The following is a 19,811-nucleotide window of genomic DNA, read 5'->3' as shown; positions in this document are numbered from 1 at the left end:
CCGCTGAACGCCGGTCTTGTTCCGGCGATCCAGTGCCCGCGAGATCGACGAAATGCTCTGACCTTGCTTCCATCGCTCCCAAAGCTCGGCCTTCTGCGCTGACGTAAACCAGATCCGTGACGTCACCTTGCAACACCTCCTCATCCTCTCAGATTAAGAGTGTTGCGGCGACCTATTGAACCCACCGATGCTAATCGGACCTTGGCGAGCCGGATCTGCTCCCGGAGCTCCGCTGCCTGCGCCTCCAACCGCGTTGTTTGCGCGGCGTTCGCCTTGGCATTGACCTTCTGCGGCTGGACGGGCTTGGTAGGCACCGGGCGCACTATCTGAACGACCTCCGGAAATCGCTATCGCCGTCAGCCTGGCTGCCCTCACGCCCGCCCGATCGGAAGCTTCCAGATGTTATCGAGGGGGCTCCCAATAAATGCCAAAAAAAGCAAGCTCCTCTTCCAACTGCTTTACCCGTTCTGCGGCATCCGTTTCGGACCGCACTGCCGTCAGTGCCGCCAGAAGCTCGACGGCGGCGAACGCCGGCACCATGCTACGGAAGAATGACTGCGAATCTGACGGAACGATGATTGTTTCCTGCGCGATCCGGACCAGCGGCGACACGCTGCTGTCTGTGATTGCCACCACCCTGACACCCTGCCGAGCCGACTGGCGCGCCACCTCGATGGTCGTGCGTTCATAAGGCGACATGGCCACAGCCAGAAGCACATCGCTAGGTCCCGCGTGCTGGAGGGTATCCACGCCCTGTCCGGCCATCTCGCCGACAAGCGTCACCTTGCGGTCGCCGCGAGCCAGAAACGACATGACGTGAATGAAGTGGCTCGCGACCGGATAGGCGGTGCGTGAGCCGAGACCGAAAAGATTGCGTGATCTTGCAAGCAGGTCGGCGGCGGCGATGAATTGTATGGCATTGCCGTATTCACCAAGACCTGAAATCTGGGCCGCGAGCGTGCCGGTAACGAAGCCGGCAGTCGAATATCCTGGATCGCCATGCTGTTGGATCCCCTGTCGCGCCGGCTCGCCGGCGATTGTCTCACGCAGCGCGCGCGCATAAAGGCTGCGCATATCCTCGTAGCCTTCGAGGCCAAGCCATCGTGCCAGCCGCATCATCGTGCTGTGCGAAACGCCGGCCTGCTGCGCCTGCTCGCGCATCGACATCAGTGCGACGTCCTTGGGATGATCCAGCACGAAACGCGCAGCGACCCGCAGCTGCGGCGGCATATTCTCGAACCGTTCGACCAACAGCTCCGCCAAAGGACCTTTTTCCATTCTGAAATACCCCATTCACCTAATTGCCGGCTACTCCCTGAAAAGTCGGCAATGCAACGGTCGGAGCCGAATTGGCTCATGAATTCCAAATGGACTTCAATTTTCGATCGTGCTGCCTTCGGAGCTCTCGTCACGTGAGCAAGCGCGAAATGTTCATTGCGGCAATGGTCGGCAGTTGCACATAGCCGTCCTTTCTGACGTAAACCTGACTTGCACTCAGCCACATGCAGGACCTTCGCGACGGGCAAAGGTGGGTTGATGTCAGTTCGTCTTCGGCCGGTAGACCCCTGCATCTGCTCCAGCGCGCACCATTGCGGATCCATCACATTTGGCGTCACCTTAAGGTTTAGGCACGCAGGCCACTTTGTCACAAATAGTCGCTATCAACCTAGATGGCCGTTGCAGTCGCCCGTTGGCAGCAAAGATGACAGAGTAACCCGTTGGCGGATCGGTTCGCGCGCTATCGACCCCAAGGGCCTGAAAGGTGAGCGAGGCTTCGACTACGCCAACCTGTTCTGCGGATCATCCGATCGCTGCGGCTGCCGGCCGTCTTGCCCGGCAAGTGGATGTAGTCAACGAAACCGCCGGACTAGATCGTGTTCGCCTGCTCCACCGGGTTCTTGCTTGGCTTTCCGCCACTTGCAACGGAGCCCCAACGGCGGCATCTCCGGGAAAACACTGCGGCTTCCAATGCTCATTGTGAATCCTTATGAGCACCCGTCAGTTTCTCGTAAGCAAAGCCGCGCAGCATGGGAACGCCAAGGCTAGCCAGCCTACCCGTATTCGGAGGTTAACATGGGCCCACTTCACAATCTCAATCCATCCGATCCAAATTTCCGCGATGCACTCCTTCATGATGCAACAGGAGCAAGCGGGGCAAGCGGACTTTGAGCAGCACCTAAGCGAGGCTGTGCAAGCCGGTACCGCAAATCCTCCCAGCATAGAAGGCCACACGCCGTCATCGACTGAATCCGAGCTGACACTGAATCCAAGCAGAATCTCGCGCCGCGGTGGAAGCTCCCCCTTGGGGAGTTGTCCGACAAAATGGGGCTCTGCGTCAGCAAACCACACACCTCGGATGCAAATTTTCACAGTTCAAACTCTTCCAGCGCCAGTACATCCTCTTCAGCGAGGCCGAGCACCTCCCTGTTCAATTACCGGACGGCCGAATTGCTTCAGGCGAATACAGACGGTATCTGTGTTGGGCTGACTGCGGGGTGGCTGCTCAATCTCAACAACGGCAACAGCGCGTCAGCCCGAATGAATGCACTAATGCCCGGATCGCAAGGGCACGCCATAGCGGCTGAGCGGCAGCACGAGTATCAGACCCTCAAGGATCTGTTACGAAGCGAGGGAGCAAGAGCTACTCAGGCCGAGCTTCAGGCACAAAACACCATGTTGCAGCAAGCAGGCTTGGCTCCGTCCGGAGAAGAGAAAAGATACAAAGTCGGCGAGCCTTCGAGCTTCTCGCGCATGCTGGACAAAATCACCGAAGACGGATCGACCCGTTTGCTCAGCTTCTATTTCGCCGAAGGTGGCGCACACACAGTTGCGACGTCGGCGTCGAATGGGATGACCACGCTCTTCGACCCTAACTTTGGAGAATTTACTGTTCGATCACAGGATATGGCTTCATTATTCCAGAGCCTCATTAATCGATACAGGAACCCCAACGGGCAGCATTTGTCGACAGTCACCCTACAAAGAATGTACTAAGTCGGGCCGAACTTTCCGATAACTGGATATCCGTCCTCTACAGTCGCGTTTCGCCGGGCCAGCGTCAGCAGCGAGCGATTGTAGACGATGTGGCCGTTCCCATCCTCACCGGTGACGGCCGTCTTCATGCGGTCGTGGAGAATCTCGATCGGCACCCGCCAATGGCCTCTGCCTGGCAATGACTGCGCAGCAGCGTCTGCAGGTCCTGGTGCATGACGTAGCGGGCGAAGATGTAGCGCGAGTCGCCAAGCACGAGCGAGAAGGCTGGCAAACGTGCATCGATCGTGCCGGAGCCGAATATTGTTGCGGCAAGGTCGCCGCCGATGCACTGGAAGGCTTTCTGGCACAATCCAGACCCACGCGCTGCGACTTCGTGGAACGGGATCGATACGGCCGCTTTGTGGGCGCTTCGAGCTTCGGGCACCGCGCTCCTCCCGGGGCTAATGTCCTCGATGCTACCGTCCACGATGTGAACCGTGCCGTCGTAGCTCTCGTTGGGCAAGACGAGTCTTGCGCAGGTTAGAAGCGATGTTGCATTCAACGAACATCAGAGCAGAACGGCCCTTGTCAAATATATCCGTAAGGTATTGGTCCTGCCGGATGCGGAACGGCTTCAGCGACCGCCGTGACCGATCCCGGAGCCGGTTTTCCGCATCGCAGAGGCATATCGCCGCGTGATTGGTGTGGCTGCCGTCGATGACCTTGCGATCCGGTCGGCCATGGCGCGCAAGAGCCTGACGAAAGAAGCGCTTCGCCGCCGATAGGTCACGGTTTTCGCTGAGGAACAACGTCACCGCGTCGCCGACGCTGTCGATGGGACGTTATTACCTTAACTCGCCGTCAGTGGTTTTCTGGATAGAGGCGATGGCATGAACATGCCCGCCGTCAGCTATAAGCGCCATCGCTTCCCGCCACAGATCATCGCACAGGCGGTCTGGCTTATTTCCGGTTTCCGCTCAGCCTGCGCCTGGTCGAGGAAATGCTGCTGGAGCGGGGCATGGTGGTTTCTTACGAAGCGATCCGCCGTTAGGCGAAGAAGTTCGGGCCCGACTATGCCCGTAGCTTGCATCGCAAGCAGCCCAGCCGAAACGATATCTGGCACCTGGATGAAGTCGTCATCAGTATCGCCGGCAGGAAGCACTGGCTGTGGCGCGCCGTCGATCAGGACGAATATGTGCTCGACGAGATCGTTCAGAACCGCCGCAACACCAAGGCTGCCAAGCGATTTGTTGACGCGGCTATTGAAGAAGGAGGGCGTCGCGCCGAAGCGGAAGGTCACCGACAAGCTGGGCTCCTATGGCGCAGCGCGGCGGCAGGTCATGCCGGACGTCGAGCACCGATCGCACAAGGGTTTGAACAATCGTGCCGAGAATTCGCATGTGCCGCTACGAAAGAGGGAGCGGACGATGCGGGGCTTCCGATCGCCGGGTGGCCTGTAGCGCTTCGTCTCGATCTTCTCTGCCCTCAGAAATCTCTTCGTCCCACCCAGCTCAAACCGCTCTGCTCTCGCCATACACATTCATCGCCTGCAGGCCATGGCGGAATGGAAGGCCGTGACCATCGTCAGCTGAGATCAGCGCAAAAGTCTCATTGCGTTCATATGCAGATAACGTGACATCGCCGCCAAGTTGATGGCCCGGGAGGAATGCCGAAAACCGGCCGGTCTTTGAATGGAAATGGCGGCCGGCTCCACGTCGGGTCCGCTTTGGAGGTGATCGCGAGATATATTTATAATTGCGTTACTTGTGGCAATGAAAGACTGTATCGCCGATATATGTCGCCGTAGTGTCATTCACTTAATTTTCTAATTGCGGCAGCAGCGCCTCGATGGTTGCTGGCCGCCGCCAACACTCGCGATTTAGCCTTATTCTTTAATTTGTCCGCGCTCTCCAGAAGGGCGTCCACCGCCTGCGCCGCGCCCACATTGCCCAAGATCTTGACGATATCGTCCTTGCTGAGCTTCTGGCGGCTGAACTCGAGGTTCGCCAGCGCCTTCGCGTTGTCCAGCAGGGCGCGCACCGCCTGCGCCGCGCCGTTGTTGCGCAGGATCTTGAGAATGTCGTCCTTGCTGAGCTTCTGGCCGCCGAGCTCCAGCTTCGCCAGAGCCTTCTCACTCTCCAGCACGGCGTGCAACGCCTGCGCCGCGCCGGCCCTACCCAGGATCTTGAGGATGTCGTCCTTGCTGAGCTTCTGGCCGCCGAGCTCCAGCTTCGCCAGCGCCTTCTCACTCTTCAGCAGGGCGTGCACCGCCTGCGCCGCGCCGGAATGACCCAGGATTCTGACGATATCATCCTTGCTGAGCTTCTGGCGGCCGAACTCCAGCTTCGCCAGCGCCTCCGCCTTGTCCAGCAGGGTCTGCACCGCCTGGGTGGCACCATCATTGCCCAGGATCTTGACGATATCGACCTTGCTGAGCTTCTGGCCGCCGAACTCCAGCTCCGCCAGCGCCGCCGCCTTGTCCAGCAGGGTCTGCATCGCCTGGGCGGCGCCCTTGGCACGAAGGATCTTGAGGATGTCGTCCTTGCTGAGCTTCTGGCCGCCGAACTCGAGGTTCGCCAGCGCCTCCGCCTTGACCAGCAGGGTCTGCACCGCCTGCGCCGCACCAACATTGCGTAGGATCTTGAGGGTATCGTCCTTGCCGAGCTTCTGGCCACCGAACTCGAGGTTCGCCAGCGCCTCCGCATTGTCCACAAAGGACTTCAAAGCACGTGATCCGCCGGTGCGCATGCCAACGCGTTCGGACTCCTCGCGTGACAGCCCAAACTCCGTCGCCATGGTTTGACTCACCGATTCGGGAAGCTCTTCATGGAGCTTCTTTCGACTCCGACGTTTCGGTTTCGAGCTTGAAGCCGCCTCCGGATGACTCTCCTCCAAGGCGATTGCCGGTCGCGCCCCGTGCCGCGCCAGCAACGCCGTACGATCGGCGACGACGTCTCGAAGATCCAGCGATGCGCCCTCTGGCGGCCGGCTGTTCGCCAGCCTGGTCACCAGTTCACGTGTGGCCGCCAGCACCGAAACACCGCAGTCATACCCGTTGCTCTGCGGCGCCATCTGGCCTTCCCGGTACCATGTCGTCACCCCCAACTTGCTAGCGAGCTGGCCTGCAATATGGAGCTGCGCAAAGCCCTTCAGTGAATCATAATGATGGGCCTGCGGCCCCTGGGGATGTCCTCGGTCGACGAACAGGAGCGACCAGTGGGTCCCGTCGGCCTCACCATCGCTGTTGTTCACCGGCAAGAACAGGAACCGCGTCTCTTGGTTGGCCTCGGTGACATAAAGCGCTTGCAGCGCCTCCTGCAGAGGGGCTGGTTCGGCTAAGCGCAGGAAGTGGACGACCGCGGGCGACACAAACCGGGTCTGGGCGGCGAATCTTGGGTAGGTCTGTCTCAGTTCATGGGCAAGACGATCGTAGTCCGCCTTGATGTGCTCGTCACCCAGCCATTCGGTGGCGCCGAGCGCCATACGTTGCGGGACCTTCAATTGCCGCCGTTGAGCCGCCCTGCCGTCTTCCTCATGTTCGGTGGCCAGCCTCCCGCGCTTGCCACGCGTCCGATTGCGTGGCTCCATGGCCCCGCCCAAGATGTCCGGCTGCTCGGCCGACGGCCCCGGAACCGATGGATTGGTCTGCGTTGGCGCCCTGGTGGAGTCGTCGGCCGTAGTAAGCGCATCGTGTTCGTCCGGACTCGCTAGGAAACCGTCGCGCCGAAACTGCTCGACTATCTGCCGTGCCATTTCGGAATAGTTTTGCGCGGTGGCGAGCCAAGCCTGCGCCACCGCCCACAGCGGATGAGGCAACTCATCGATAATGACGCCATAGGCCTGCGCGTAGTCGTCTGCTCCCGCGGTCGCTCCCCTGTCCACGGCAGGAAACCCGGGAGTGCTATCGCTCGTCCCGGCAACAGGTTCCGGCGGCGAAACATGCCCCCGCGGTGGAATCAGTTGCGCATCAAGCGCGTCCGAGGGGAGGTGTGGCTGCAGATGCTCGTAGGCGTGCGGATATGTTCCGCCAGCCACGCCCTCATCCGTCGCTGGAACGTTGTCTGGATGGCTGACCAATCCGATCGTGCTTTCCATGTCCACCGGGTCGGCGGTCGGCGGAGTGAGGCCCGTCAGGGCCACAAGGAAAGCCCATGTCTCCGGACTGAAGTCACCGTTCTCTGGGATCATGACAGCCATTTCCTGTTTCTTCGGTGATCCGTGTCGCAGCTCAATCGATCGCGACGGGAACAAGCAGGGTTGTAGAACACCGCGATCAAGCTCCCCAAAGGTCTTCGGAGCGTCCTGCGGCGATTTGGGCGTATTGGGCGGTAGAGTAGAGATCGCGGTGCCGAGATAATCCTGGGGCAGGCGCCATTTGCACTCCTCGCTCTTTGATCTTCACGTCAACCTCCCGATGCGCAAGTTGACAGCGGTGCGCCAAACTTCGCCATGACCGATGATGCAGATTGCGGCGAATTGTGAGAAGATGGCTCGGTGTGACCGTAGCAGTGATGTCAATCGATCTGTCCAATGCATATGAGATATGGCGGTATGTCGACAGATTATGCCGTGCATGGAGGGGGGCGGCGCGGCGATCAGAATGGAGTTCTTATTGCCTCGCGTGGAATGCTCCCGACGGAAATTTCCGTTGCCTCAGCATAATGTTCCCCATGACTGGGTCCGGATCAGTTCGCCATTGGCTCGGTTGACGGCCCGAACTGCATCGCGCCGTCGCGTTAGCCTTTTCCAAAGCTAGTTTTCGGAGAGATCGCAGGACTGAAGCTCGCGATGGATTATCCCGAGGTTCTTATAGCGTATGCTCAAACGAGCATTGATAGTGCGAGACTTCAAGAAGAGAATAACAATGGCGAAACAACCCAACAAGAAGCCGGAAGACGACATGAGCCGTCGAGCACACGGAGATTCCCGCAATTTCCTTCCACCAGATCTTCAGGCGACGCTGCAGCGTCCGCAGAAGGTGATCGGGATACAGCCCGGACGCTCCGCCTGCAGACGCTCCAGCAATTCACGGCTCGTCCGCTACGGCTCTTCGTCGAGCCGTCCACCGCGCTCATCCTGATCATGCAGTACATCAATCTTGCCACACGAGAGCGGCATCGCCTCGCTGTCGATCGCGATCGGCCACGACGCGTCGGGCTTCGATCCAGGAAAGCCGCTGCCCGACACCCCGAAACCAACCAGAGCACGAGTGGGCGCGCGCGCGTGATCAAGCTGGCACGGCACGAAAACCTCGCTATTCGGTAGCAACCGCCAACAGAACGTTGATCCTTGATCTGTATCCCCGAGAGCAAGGTTTCGGGGGGCGGCGTGATGGGCGTATCGGAGGAGTTGAAGGCCAAGCGAAGCGAGCTGGCAGGGCGCGCCCGCGATCTGACGGCAGAGCTTGTCGAGGTGCAGGCGCAAATCTCGGCCGTCGACAAGGTGATCTCGATTTACGAGCCAGCATGGAAGCCCGGAGGAGCAGCCGCAAAAGCGCCGCGGCCGTCCGCCAAGGCCGCAGGCGCGAAGGAACTCGACAAGAATCATCGGCGGAACGAACAAGCGCCAGACGGCGCTCGACATCGCCAGAGGGTTCTTGAAGGATGCGAGAAACAGCAACGCCGTGGCGGATCCTGGCGACACAGGCAATCCGTCCATATCGACGATCATCAACTGCGCCATCGCATTCACCGACACCGAGATGTTCTCGCACGAAGTGTCTAGAGCCCTCGGAGTTCGGAGCGTCTTACCGTCGAAAAGGACTGGTTCAAGGGTTCGGACGCGCTTGTCCGGGCCAAGCGTGGCACGCAACTCATCACAGACCTCGCGGAGAAAGCCTCCAAGGTCGTTGCGCGCGCCGATGACCTCGAATGCATCAGATAGAACTCGCGGGATAGCCTCGATTGAGCGCACCTCGTCGCCGACCACGAGAACGGTTGCGAGCGGGTTCGTCATCGCATGGTGTTCCTACGGTCCGAATGGCCGGCGTTCGCGCGGTGGACAGCGAGCGTGACGGGCGTACGAGACTTGGGCGTCTTGCGGATAAAATTGTAGCGCGCCACGTGATAGCTCGGGTCGAAGCCGTAGAAATTGCGCCGCATCCGCCGCAGTTCCTCTTCCCGATAGGCGGCAAGCGGTTTCTCGGCCTCGTCGCCAGCGCGGTGCGCCCGTTTGGCAGCAATCCGCCGGGCAAGATCGGGAGAGGCTGCGAGTTCGGCGGCAGCGCGGAGCAGTTCCCAATCGGCGGATTCTACATTTCCCGGCAGGCGCCTGGTGGCGAGCCCCAGTTCAAACGCCTCGTCGACCCCCATCGGCAGCCTTGCCTGGGTCACGCGGCGGGCTCGGTCCTCGCCGACCCGAGCCGGCAGCAGATAGGTCCAGTATTCCGAGCCGTAGAGATTGCCCATGTCCTTGTAGTGCGGATTGAGGATGACGCCCTCGCGCATCCAGACTTCGTCGGCGGCAAGCGACAGGAAGACGCCGCCAGCCCGGCATTGCCGAGCACCGCGGCAATAACCATTCGGTCATCGGTCTCGATGATCTCGCGCACCAAGTCGTTCATCGCGTTTATATTGCGCCAGGATTCGTCGGCGGCGCTGTCGGCGCCCTCGATGATGCCGAGATGGATGCCGTTCGACCAGCAATCCGCGTCGCCTCGCAGCACAAGAACCGGAAGCGAGCGCGCCTTGGCCCTCGTGATCGCCTTGCGCAAGGTATCGCAATCTTCCGACGACATCGCGCCGTTGTGGAAGCGGAATTCGAGAAGTCCGACGCCGTTCTCCTCCCGGTAACGGCAGGGTTCGGGTCCTTCGATGATGGGCAGATCGCTTGCTTCGGCACCGAGCAGCCGGAGCGCCGGCAGTTTCAGCGAGCCGGAATCCGGTCGCCGGAGATGGCCGATCCACAGCGCCCCCTCACGGAAGGCCATGGCGAGAGCGTGCCGCGAACGGCCGATGAGCGCGCCAGCAGGCCCCGGAACTCCTTCCGCACGCTCGGCGTCAAACGCCAGGAAAGGCTGTCCGGCGATCGTCATCGTAGCGCCGGGACCTCCGTCCGACGCCCGGATGATGCGTAGCGCTTCCTCGGCCGAGTGTCGGGTCGGGTCGAGGATACGGTCGGACGTCCGGCAGGCGGGTCGCTGGTACCTCCTGCCCCAGTTCGCCGGCAGCGCCGCCCCTACCCTGCGCTCGGTGCGGCCGATCGCTTCGAAGGCGCAGGCTACGGCAGCCTGGGTCACTTCATATCGGTAGAGGCTCGACTTCCGAGCGTGGCGCATCGGAAATTCCGCCCAAGCCCAGACGGGCCCCGCATCCATCTCCTCACGAGCCTCGATCAGTGTGACGCCCCAGGTCGCTTCGCCGTCGAGGATCGCCCAGTCGAGGGCGCTCGGGCCGCGATCGCCACGGATGCCCGGATGGACGATCAGGCAGAGCGTTCCACGCCAGACATCGGCCGGGATCGGCCGCTTGAGGAAGGGCGCGATCACGAGGTCCGGCGAAAAGAGAGCGACCGCCTCGCGAGTGAAGTCGTCATGGATGTCGAACTCGACCGTCACTTCGTGACCAGCCCGTCTCAGGTCGACATGCAGGCGCTGGGAGAGCGAGTTGAAATTGTGGCAAAGAAGCAGGATGCGCATCGGCCTCTTAGCAGATCCGGGGCAATTGTTCGCCCGAAAGCCAGTCGACAATCCGGCCGCCGCACGAGGTCGTCATCTGGACAAAGCAGTTGTCGTCGGCCACGACGTGGCCGACCAGCGCCGCCTCACTGCCAAGCGGATGGGCGCGCATCGCCGCGAGCACGGCGTCAGCGCTCTCCGGCGCCACGACTGCTACCAGTTTCCCTTCATTGGCGACATTGAGCGGATCGAGACCGAGGAACTCGCAGGCTGCAGCCACTTGCGGTTTGAGCGGGATCTTGTCTTCGTCGATGCGGAAGCCGACCCGGGACTGGCTGGCGATCTCGTTCAGCGTCGCGGCGATGCCGCCGCGCGTCGGATCGCGCATTAGCCGGATATGCGCCCCGCCAGCCGCGACCATGTCTGCTACCAGCCCGTGCAGGGCCGCGCTGTCGGAGACGATGTCGGTGTCGAATTCCAGGTTCTCGCGTTTCGACATCACGGCGACGCCATGGTCTCCGATCGAGCCGGAAATGATCACCGCATCGCCGGGCCGGGCGGCGTCCGACCGGAGATCGAGCCCGTCCGGAACCAAGCCGACGCCGGCGGTCGAGATGAAGACGCCGTCGGCCTTGCCGCGCTCGACGACCTTGGTGTCGCCGGTGATGATCGGCATGCCGGCCTCGCGCGAGGCGGCGCCCATGCTCTGGGCGATGCGCTCGAGATCGGCGAACGGAAAACCTTCCTCGATGATGAAGCTCGCCGACAGATAGAGCGGCACCGCGCCCGCCATGGCGATGTCGTTGATCGTGCCGTGCACGGAGAGGGTGCCGATATTGCCGCCGGGGAAGAAAAGCGGCGAAACGACGTAGCCGTCCGTGGTCATCACCATCCGCCCGCCAGGCACCGAAAAGGCCGACTGGTCGTTGCCGGCCCTCAGCCAGTCATTGTCGAAAGCCTTGTAAAAAATGCCCTCGATCAACTGGCCCATGGCGCGACCGCCGGCCCCGTGCGAGAGGTCGACACGGCCGTTCGCGACATCGAGCTTGCGCCTGTAGGCCTTGATCATCATGTTCATGCGACCGCCCTCCCCACATCCACCTGCCGCGCCTTCTTGCGGAAGCGGCCATAGGTCCAGTGCGCGGCGCAGGCGCCCTCCGCCGACACCATGCAGGAGCCAATCGGTGTATCGGACGTGCAGACCGTGCCGAACAGCTTGCAGTCGGCCGGCTTCTTGACGCCGCGCAGGATCGCGCCGCATTCGCAGGCCGGGTTGTCCTTCGCGGCGGGCGTCACCATCGAAAAGCGCTTCTCGGCGTCGTAGGCCACATATTGCGGCCGGAGCCGCAGCGCGCCATAGGGAACTTCGCCGAGACCGCGCCATTCGAAGCTCTCGCGCAGCTCGAAGAAATTCGCCACCTCGGCCTGGGCCTTTTCGTTGCCGAGCGCGGTCACAGCGCGGATATACTGGTTCTCGACCTCGTGCCTGCCGTCATTGACCTGGCGCACCAGCATCAGGATCGCCTGGATGACGTCGAGCGGCTCGAAGCCCGCCACCACCACCGGCTTCTGGAATTTTCCGGCGAAGAATTCGTAAGGTTCGGTGCCGATGACGGTCGAGACATGGGCAGGGCCGACGAAACCGTCGATCTTGATCGTGCCGAGCTTGCGAACGTCAGGGCTTTCCAGGATGTTCTGGATCGCCGCCGGCGTCAGCACGTGATTGCAGAAGATCGAGAAATTGCCGAGCCCCTTGGCGATCGCCGCCTTGAGCGCGAGCGCGGTCGGTGGCGTCGTGGTCTCGAACCCGATGGCAAAGAACACCACTTCGCGTTCGAGCTCTGCCTCGGCGATCCTGAGCGCATCGAGCGTCGAATAGACCATGCGGATATCGGCGCCGGCCGCCTTGGCCTTCAAGAGGCTCGATCCGTTCGAGCCCGGCACGCGCATCAGGTCGCCATAGGTGCAGAGCGTGATCTTCGGCCGCATGGCGAGCGCGATCGCCGCATCGATACGGCCGATCGGCAGCACGCAGACGGGACAGCCCGGTCCGTGGATCATCCGCACATTGGCCGGCAGCAGGTCCTCGAGACCATAGCGGGAAATAGCATGCGTATGGCCGCCGCAGAACTCCATGAAGTAATAGGCACGCGCCGGATCGGCGAGAGCGGCGATCTGCCGGGCGATCTCCTTGGCGAGCCTGCCGTCGCGATATTCGTCGATATATTTCATCCCGCATCTCCCATGGCAGCAGCTTGGCGGATGAGGGCGAGCGTCCTTTCCGCCTCCTCCGGATTGATCTTCGCGAGCGCATAGCCGACATGAAGGACGAGATAGTCGCCCGGCCGGACATCGTCGATCAGCGCGGTCGAAACGATCTTCGAGACGCCGTCGAGCGTGACCTTCGCCATGTTGTCGGGCAGCACTTCCTTGACCTCGACCGGTATCGCTAGGCACATGTCCGGCTCTCCTGTGCTGATGCATTCTCGTTCTTGATGACCTGCCGCGCATGGGCGGCCTGGCCGAGCGCGATGCCGCCGTCATTGGCTGGCGCCAGACGTGGCAAATAGGGCTTGAGACCGCGGTCCCGAAGCGCTTGCGCAAGTCCGGCCGCAAGGACCCGATTCATCAAGCATCCGCCGCCGAGCGCGACCTGCGGGATGCCGAGGGATGCCGCTTCCCTTGCCGCCCATTCCGCCAGTCCCGCGATCAGCGTACCGTGAAAGAGATCGGCCGCGTCAGCGCCGCTCAGTCCTTCCCGCGCAAGATGCAGGATGAGCGGCCGGAAATCGAGCATCCCGTCCCGGATTGCATAGCCGTCGCAGAGACAGCGCGGCGCCCGGACCAGGGCCTCGAGCTCCATCGCCGCCTGCCCTTCGTAGGTCTGGACGAGACGAATGGCTGCTATCGCCGCGGCGGCATCGAAGAGCCTGCCGAGGCTGGTTGTCCGGGACGGCTGCATACCGCGTTCGAACATCGCCGCGAGCTGCGCAACACCCGGATGACCTGGCCAGAGCTGCGACGCGAAATCAATGGATCCGGCCTCCTGCAGGGCGGCCACCCCCATGCGCCAAGGCTCACGCGCCGCGCGGTCGCCACCGGGCAGCGGCAGCGATACAAGCGATCCCGCTCGGCGCCAATGACCCCCATCGACGATGAGCATTTCGCCGCCCCAACTCGTGCCATCGGCGCCGAAACCGTGGCCATCGAGCGCAAGCCCGAGAACCAGGCCGGAAAGCCGATGTTCCGCCACCACGGCCGCGACATGGGCGATATGATGCTGGACTGCCACGACCGGCAGGCCCAGGCTCTGTGCCATCCGCACCGAACAGAAATCCGGATGCAGGTCCGAGGCCGCGAATTCCGGCTTCACGTCCAGGATCGAACAGAGATGGGTGATCGCCTCGCGCTGGAAACGGATCGCCTCGGCATTGTTGAGGCCGCCTATATGCTGCGAGAGAAAGGCCTCGCGCCCACGTGTGACGCAGATAGTGTTCTTGAGGTCGGCGCCGGTGGCGATCACCGCAGGTCCATCCTCGCCGAGATCGACGGGCTCGGGCACGAAGCCGCGGGCGCGACGGATGAACGCGGGGGCGCCATCGATGACCTGCATGACGGAGTCGTCGGCGCGGACGGTGATGTCGCGATCATGGGTGACGATCAGATCCGCAATCGCGGCAAGGCGGCGCTCGGCGTCGGCGTTGTTGGCCACAAGGGGCTCACCACCGGGATTGGCGCTGGTCGCGACCAGCGCTGCAGGTCGGTGCGGCGAATGGCGGGCGAGTTCGTCGAGCAGCACATGATGCAGTGGAGCATAAGCGAGCATCAGCCCAATCCGCGCGAGGCCGGGCGCGATGAGGTTGGAGAGCGCACCGGCACGTGCCTCGACCAACACGATCGGGCTCGCGGGCGAGGCCAGCAAGGCTTCTTCGGCTTGGCTCAGTCGTGCGAACTGCCGCGCCGCCTCGATGCCGGCGACCATGACGGCAAGCGGCTTCTGGTCACGAGCCTTGCGCAGCCGCAGGAGATCGATCGCTGCATCGTTGCGGGCGTCGCAGAGCAGGTGGAAACCGCCGATGCCCTTGAGCGCGACGATGGCGCCGCCTTCGAGCCGCGCCGCAATCTCCGTGATTGAATGGCTGAGACTCGGGCCGCAATCGGGGCAGGCGATCGGCTCGGCATGGAAGCGCCGGTTCTCCGGATCGATATAGTCCGAGGCACAGGCCCGGCACATCGGAAACGATGTCATCGAGGTCTGCGTCCGGTCATAGGGCAGCGCGCGAGCAATGGTGAAGCGCGGGCCGCAATGGGTGCAGTTGACGAAGGGATAACCGAAGAAGCGGCTCGCGGGATCGGTCAGCTCACACCTGCATTCGGCGCAGGTCGCGGCATCCGCGCCGATCCGGGTCGCGCTCTTGCCGCCAAGGCTCTCGAGGATCTCGAACCGCTCGCCACCGGCTGGCGAGAGTTCGAGCACGTGGATCGAGTCGATGCGGGCGAGCGGCGGCGCCTGGGTCCGGATCGCGTCGGGAAAGCGGCCCGCATCCGGACCCTCGATCTCTATCAGCACGCCGGCACTGTCGTTCAGCACGAAGCCAGAAAGCCGCATAGTCCGCGCGATCCTGTAGGCGAAGGGCCGGAACCCGACGCCCTGCACGGCGCCGCGCACCCGCAGCCTGAGCCGCCGGATCGGGTTTTCGATCGCTCGCGCGAGCGCCTTCGCCATGGTTCATGCCACCTTCGGTCACGCGGCCTGGTGGGCGGCGGATGCCTCGAGCCAGGCATAGAAGGCTTCCATGCCCTCTCCCGTGCGGGCGGAGACCGTCAGCGTCTGGAGGCGCGGATTGACGCGCAGGGCGTTGGCGATGCAGAGGCCGACATTGAAATCGAGATGCGGCAGCAGGTCGGCCTTGTTGAGGACCATCAGGTCGGCGGCGGCGAACATGTTGGGATATTTGAGCGGCTTGTCCTCGCCTTCGGTGACTGATAGCACCACAACCTTGTGGGCCTCGCCGAGATCGAAGGCGGCGGGACAGACGAGGTTGCCGACATTCTCGATGAAGAGCGCAGAGCCTGGTTCGAGCGCGAGATCCTCAGCCGCGTGGCCCACCATGTGGGCGTCGAGGTGGCAGCCCTTGCCCGTGTTGATCTGGATGGCGCGGGCGCCGGTCTCGCGGATCCGAGCCGCGTCGTTCGAGGTCTGCTGGTCACCTTCGATAACCGAGATCGTTAGGCGGTCCTTTAGGTCACTGATCGCGCGGACCAGCAGGCTGGTCTTGCCCGAGCCGGGGCTGGAGACGAAGTTGAGCGCAAAGATGCCCTGGCGCTCAAAATATCGCCGGTTCTCTTGCGCATAGGCGTCGTTCTTGGAGAGGATGTGTCTCTCCACCTGGATGATCCGCTCCTGCCTCATGCCTGGCACATTGACGCCGGCGATCCCGTTTCCATAGTGCATGCTGCAGTCCGCGGCATGGTGATGATCATGCCCGCCATCGCCATGGTGGTGGTCGTCGTGGTCATGGTCGTGATGATGGTCATGGCTGTGACCGTGCCCGCCCTCCTCGTGCTTGTGACCCTCGATGGAAGAAATCCCGCAACCGCATACCGTGCACATCAGCTTACCTCCATATCCCTGATCTTCAATTCGTCGCCTGCCGTCATCTGGACCCGATGCCGTCCGCAGTCCGGGCAGGCGCCGAACCGCTCCTCCAAGGCGACCGTCTTGCCGCAGTCGAGACACCAGCCCTCGCCGGCAATGCGGTTGATCTCGAGCGTCGCCTCGTCCGCAATCGTGCCGTGTCGCACGGCCTCATAACAGAACATCAGCGCGTCCGGCTCGACGTGGCTCAGCACGCCGACATCGAGCCGGACCGACTTGACGCGTATCGCGCCGTTCTGCCGCGCCGTATCGCAGACGATCTCGATCACACTCTCCATCAGCGACATTTCATGCATGTGCGGCCTCGCGCACATTAACCTCAAAGGCCACGCAGGGATCGAACAGGACCGCGAGCCGCGACACCGATCTCACGGCGGCCGCATCGGTCCCGACGGGTGACGACAGCAGTGTCTCGACGAAGGGGCCGGCGGGATGAAAATTCCATTCGGTCGGGGCGAGGATGCGATAGGACGAAAGCCTGCCGTCGCCGCCGATCTCGGCCTGATGATAGAGCCGGCCACGCGCGCATTCCACAGCACCGTAGCCACCGGCGCCCGGCGTGGTCCCGCCGCAGGCGAGTGATGCTCCATCGTACTTGCCGGTTGCTGCGAGAGCCGTCAGTTGTTTGAGGCAGAGGCGCGCGTCGTTGATGCGGGCTAGCAATCGTTGGACCAGATGGGAAGCCTCCACGTCATCGGCCGCGCGCCGGGCATACGCGCCCGTCTCCGCGACGCGGCCTTGGAGATGCGGCAGGCTTGCATAGCCGGGCTCAGCGCAAAGCCGGGCAATGACTTCGGGATCGTCATTAATGGTCAGTGGATCGGGCCGCCGGCCATTGAAGACCCGATCGTCGCCTATATCCTGCAACATCGCGGCGCAGGCTGATTCCGGCAATGGTGTGTCGCCCTGGCTCGGGATGCCGAGCGCGCTGGCCGCCGCACGCAGCCGCGCAGCGGCGGTCGCCAAATGCGCCCTGTCGATTTGCCCGGCCTTGGCCGCGGCGATGATCTCTTGCGAAGCGGCCAGCGCTTCGCGGAGATGTCTACCGGCGGTTGCGCCGAGCGATGCCGGCAGGGGGCATGGCCAGTGGAGGATGAGCGCCCGCAAGGTTTCGAAAATCCGCTCGGCCAGCAATCCGGCGCCGGCGCCGATCCGTTCGTCCACCTTCATCGTCATATCCGCTGCATTCAGGACGGCGAGCCGCGCCGCTACGGATTGCGCAAAACCGCATAGCGAAAAGACTTGACCGGCAAGAGGTGGCGCCTCTTCGGGCCTGCGGCCGACGAACATGCGCGTCAGCCCCTGCGGGCGGTTCGCCTTCACCGCGACGGAACAGGCAAGCGCGCGCGACACGGTTACGTCGATCCTTATCGCGCCTGCCCCGAGAAGGAATGTCATTGCGACGCCTCCTCGCACCTGCGGAAATGCCCGCGCAACAGGTCACGCCGGTTGACCGCCGCGGGCGGGGCGGGCGACCGTTCGAGCGTGGCTGGATCAAAGAAGGCCCGGGCCGCTTCGTCCGCTGTTTCGAGGGCAGCCTCCATCGTCGCGAACTCGAAGACCGGCGAAAACAGTGAGCAGGAATCGACACGGCCAATCGCATCGAGTTCACCGGCAATGAACCCGACCTCACCCGCGGGCAGGCCGACACGCAGGGTCGTACCGGTGGCAAGTGGGGCGCAGGAAGGACCCTGCGGCAGATCCGCTGCCACGAGATTCATGAACCATGGTGTAGTCACGATGCCGAACGCACGACCGCCGTGAGTCCGAAAACCGGTCGAGGCAATGCCAAGCGCGGGATTGCAGATCGGCACATCGGCCATGGCGGTCGCGTATATGCGCCGGTAGCAGGCCTCGAGCCGCCGGCCGAGCGCTTGCGCGGGATCGATCTCGGCCCTCTCGGCGACGTCAGCGTCCATCACCTAGCCTCATGAACTTCGATTGCAGCGCATCGCAATTTGGGCAGCGCCAGTCTTTCGGCAGGTCTGCAAACGACGTCCCCGGAGCAATCTGCCAGACCGGGTCACCCTCAGCGGGATCATAGACATGCCAGCAGATACCGCATTCCATCTGGTCGTCGTCCGACACGGTCTCGCGCTTGCCGAAATTCTCGAAGGCGCTCATTTGAAATAGGCCTCCTCGATCTCACAAAGCCTCGCCTGGGAGTCCCGGAAATCAACCTCGGCGGCGATCGCGACCGAGGGAATGTCGCAGATCTCCAACGTATCGAGGATGATCGTGTCCCTGGCGTTGTAGAACTGAACCGACCAGACATTACGCGTGCCGGTCACCACGATGCGGCAACTGCCATGGCCGCGCGAGGTGAGCTGCACTGGCCCGGCACCCAGCGTTTCCTGCAGGAAGGCCATGTCTTGCGGGCTCATCGGGAAGAGCGAGAAGGTGATGATATGGCCCGGACCACCGTCGCTGTAACAGGCGATGCGATCACCGATCTCGGTCAGCACGGGCATGACGTTCATGGCGCCGGTCGGCGCCGGCCCGTGGCTGATCGAGATCGGCAGCGCCGAGCACGCCTGTTTGACAGCGGCGGGAATGCTCGCGACCTCGACATAGTCGGCAATGAGCCGGCCCTCACCGGCGGTGAAACGGACGCGCCAGACGCCAGCCATCACCGCCTCCTGCATCCGGGCCGTGATGCCGTTCGCCAATGCCGCGACGCCGGCGACCTCGCCCTCGCCGAGAGTCTGGGCGATCAGTTCCTTGTCGTTGTCGGGGAAATCGGTGATGTCGAATAGCCGGCCCGGCCGGTCGGCCTTCTGAACGGCGAGCGCGTCAGCGAGTTCCGGCAGGAGCATCGCCGTCCGCCGACATCGTCGGATCATTTCCTCGGCGCTGCTGGTGGCGAGGAAATTGAGCTTGCGGGCACGCAGCGGCGGCTCGGGGCCGATCGGCATCACCGTCATCGCCGCATCCTCGCCCTCGGGGGCGACCCAGAATCCGGCCTTCATCGCACGCTCGCCTTGCCGGCATGGGTGATCTCGACCCTCGGTCCGCCCGAGGGCACCATGACCGGCGCGTCGGGCGCGAGCCAGGCGCTGATCTTCTCGACATATTCGGACCAGTCGCGGATCTTGCCCAGCACGCCGACCGGTTGGTCTCGACGAGTCACGGCGAGGCTCGGCATCACAACGACGTTAAAGCGGGCCTTTAGCTTGTCTTCGGCCGTGCGCAGGACCACGGCGCCGCGCAAGCGGCCTTGGAAGGCCTGGAGGATATGCGGGAGGACGACGGCGACGTCATCGGCTTCCGGCCGCTGCGACGGATCGCCGGTGAAGAACAGCACGGCATTGTCGGGTTCACCCGCCGCCGGAGCGAGGAAGGCATCGATATTCGTCTCGTCGATGAGGGGCAGGCGCGCCCGCTCGCTCAGGGCGCGGACCAGGACAGATGGCATAGTCTCCTCCACAAACCAACAGTGCTAAACATTCCAGGGAAATGAGGAGCAAGCAGCGTGCCAGACTTGGGATTCCGTTGATCTGGAAGACAAATTTCCGTCTTCACAAAAAGTATCGCGGGCATCTGGATGGAAAGTTCTCCCACCTT

At 62.8% G+C, this 19,811-nt stretch carries 18 protein-coding genes and 4 pseudogenes; 3 read left to right on the top strand and 19 right to left on the bottom strand.

Annotation, left to right across the window (positions count from 1 at the left end; translation table 11 throughout):
* Positions 1-126 (bottom strand): annotated as a pseudogene (locus JQK88_RS37830) (IS30 family transposase); the annotation flags it as partial.
* 276 nt (positions 127-402) lie between these two features.
* Positions 403-1,230: a MurR/RpiR family transcriptional regulator gene (locus tag JQK88_RS29525; protein WP_246750106.1), complete on the bottom strand. Its 828-nt coding sequence runs from the start codon at positions 1,228-1,230 to the stop codon at positions 403-405.
* Between the two features lie 306 nt (positions 1,231-1,536).
* On the opposite strand from JQK88_RS29525, the gene JQK88_RS37590 reads away from it, so the two are divergent.
* Together JQK88_RS37590 and JQK88_RS29515 are read left to right on the top strand one after the other, a co-directional pair.
* Positions 1,537-2,046: an aminoglycoside phosphotransferase family protein gene (locus JQK88_RS37590; protein ID WP_376740470.1), complete on the top strand. Its 510-nt coding sequence runs from the start codon at positions 1,537-1,539 to the stop codon at positions 2,044-2,046.
* A 276-nt stretch (positions 2,047-2,322) separates the two neighbouring features.
* Positions 2,323-2,994, top strand: a complete 672-nt coding sequence (locus tag JQK88_RS29515; RefSeq protein WP_203280286.1) for a YopT-type cysteine protease domain-containing protein — start codon at positions 2,323-2,325, stop codon at positions 2,992-2,994.
* A 53-nt stretch (positions 2,995-3,047) separates the two neighbouring features.
* Here JQK88_RS29515 and JQK88_RS29510 read toward each other — a convergent pair.
* Together JQK88_RS29510 and JQK88_RS36540 are read right to left on the bottom strand one after the other, a co-directional pair.
* A pseudogene (locus JQK88_RS29510) lies at positions 3,048-3,256 on the bottom strand (IS21 family transposase); the annotation flags it as partial.
* Between the two features lie 313 nt (positions 3,257-3,569).
* A pseudogene (locus JQK88_RS36540) lies at positions 3,570-3,815 on the bottom strand (DDE-type integrase/transposase/recombinase); the annotation flags it as partial.
* A 48-nt stretch (positions 3,816-3,863) separates the two neighbouring features.
* On the opposite strand from JQK88_RS36540, the pseudogene JQK88_RS29500 reads away from it, so the two are divergent.
* A pseudogene (locus JQK88_RS29500) lies at positions 3,864-4,565 on the top strand (IS6 family transposase).
* Between the two features lie 217 nt (positions 4,566-4,782).
* Here the strand turns inward: JQK88_RS29500 and JQK88_RS29495 are convergent.
* The 15 genes from JQK88_RS29495 to JQK88_RS29430 form a co-directional block, all read right to left on the bottom strand.
* Positions 4,783-7,170 carry a Ulp1 family isopeptidase gene (locus JQK88_RS29495; protein ID WP_203280279.1) on the bottom strand — a complete coding sequence of 796 codons (2,388 nt, stop codon included), beginning with the start codon at positions 7,168-7,170 and terminating at the stop codon, positions 4,783-4,785.
* An 843-nt stretch (positions 7,171-8,013) separates the two neighbouring features.
* On the bottom strand, positions 8,014-8,928 hold the full coding sequence (locus tag JQK88_RS37245; protein ID WP_203280287.1) for a response regulator: 915 nt from the start codon (positions 8,926-8,928) through the stop codon (positions 8,014-8,016).
* The gene (locus JQK88_RS36530) at positions 8,925-9,419 is read right to left on the bottom strand and encodes a Clp protease/crotonase-like domain-containing protein (protein ID WP_246750097.1); all 495 of its coding nucleotides are present in this window, start codon (positions 9,417-9,419) and stop codon (positions 8,925-8,927) included. The genes JQK88_RS37245 and JQK88_RS36530 overlap by 4 nt, the downstream gene beginning before the upstream one ends.
* A complete protein-coding gene (locus JQK88_RS29485; RefSeq protein ID WP_246750096.1) occupies positions 9,302-10,609 on the bottom strand; it encodes a formyltransferase family protein in 1,308 nt (435 codons plus the stop codon). Before JQK88_RS29485 ends, JQK88_RS36530 begins: the two co-directional genes overlap by 118 nt.
* Positions 10,610-10,616: 7 nt before the next feature.
* On the bottom strand, positions 10,617-11,666 hold the full coding sequence (hypE, locus tag JQK88_RS29480) for a hydrogenase expression/formation protein HypE (protein ID WP_203280278.1): 1,050 nt from the start codon (positions 11,664-11,666) through the stop codon (positions 10,617-10,619).
* Complete coding sequence (gene hypD / locus JQK88_RS29475; protein ID WP_203280277.1) at positions 11,663-12,820, bottom strand: hydrogenase formation protein HypD; 1,158 nt, start codon at positions 12,818-12,820, stop codon at positions 11,663-11,665. Before hypD ends, hypE begins: the two co-directional genes overlap by 4 nt.
* Positions 12,817-13,047, bottom strand: a complete 231-nt coding sequence (locus JQK88_RS29470) for a HypC/HybG/HupF family hydrogenase formation chaperone (RefSeq protein ID WP_203280276.1) — start codon at positions 13,045-13,047, stop codon at positions 12,817-12,819. Before JQK88_RS29470 ends, hypD begins: the two co-directional genes overlap by 4 nt.
* Positions 13,038-15,314: a carbamoyltransferase HypF gene (gene hypF, locus JQK88_RS29465; RefSeq protein WP_203280275.1), complete on the bottom strand. Its 2,277-nt coding sequence runs from the start codon at positions 15,312-15,314 to the stop codon at positions 13,038-13,040. Before hypF ends, JQK88_RS29470 begins: the two co-directional genes overlap by 10 nt.
* An 18-nt stretch (positions 15,315-15,332) precedes the next feature.
* Positions 15,333-16,202: a hydrogenase nickel incorporation protein HypB gene (hypB, locus tag JQK88_RS29460; protein ID WP_203280274.1), complete on the bottom strand. Its 870-nt coding sequence runs from the start codon at positions 16,200-16,202 to the stop codon at positions 15,333-15,335.
* The gene (gene hypA / locus JQK88_RS29455; protein ID WP_203280273.1) at positions 16,202-16,543 is read right to left on the bottom strand and encodes a hydrogenase maturation nickel metallochaperone HypA; all 342 of its coding nucleotides are present in this window, start codon (positions 16,541-16,543) and stop codon (positions 16,202-16,204) included. The genes hypB and hypA overlap by 1 nt, the downstream gene beginning before the upstream one ends.
* Positions 16,536-17,600, bottom strand: coding sequence for a nickel-dependent hydrogenase large subunit (locus tag JQK88_RS29450; protein ID WP_312037350.1), 1,065 nt, complete (start codon positions 17,598-17,600; stop codon positions 16,536-16,538). Before JQK88_RS29450 ends, hypA begins: the two co-directional genes overlap by 8 nt.
* A gap of 41 nt (positions 17,601-17,641) precedes the next feature.
* A complete protein-coding gene (gene hybE, locus JQK88_RS29445) occupies positions 17,642-18,166 on the bottom strand; it encodes a [NiFe]-hydrogenase assembly chaperone HybE (RefSeq protein ID WP_203280271.1) in 525 nt (174 codons plus the stop codon).
* Positions 18,156-18,371, bottom strand: coding sequence for a rubredoxin (locus JQK88_RS29440; protein ID WP_203280270.1), 216 nt, complete (start codon positions 18,369-18,371; stop codon positions 18,156-18,158). The genes hybE and JQK88_RS29440 overlap by 11 nt, the downstream gene beginning before the upstream one ends.
* Complete coding sequence (locus JQK88_RS29435; protein WP_203280269.1) at positions 18,368-19,216, bottom strand: hydrogenase expression/formation protein; 849 nt, start codon at positions 19,214-19,216, stop codon at positions 18,368-18,370. The genes JQK88_RS29440 and JQK88_RS29435 overlap by 4 nt, the downstream gene beginning before the upstream one ends.
* Complete coding sequence (locus JQK88_RS29430) at positions 19,213-19,662, bottom strand: thioredoxin domain-containing protein (protein ID WP_203280268.1); 450 nt, start codon at positions 19,660-19,662, stop codon at positions 19,213-19,215. The genes JQK88_RS29435 and JQK88_RS29430 overlap by 4 nt, the downstream gene beginning before the upstream one ends.
* Positions 19,663-19,811: the final 149 nt, after the last annotated feature.

The sequence above is a fragment of the Mesorhizobium caraganae genome (genome assembly GCF_016836705.1).
Lineage (GTDB): Bacteria > Pseudomonadota > Alphaproteobacteria > Rhizobiales > Rhizobiaceae > Mesorhizobium > Mesorhizobium caraganae.
Note: the sequence above shows the minus strand (reverse complement) of the source record. Positions and strands in the feature narration are given on the sequence as shown.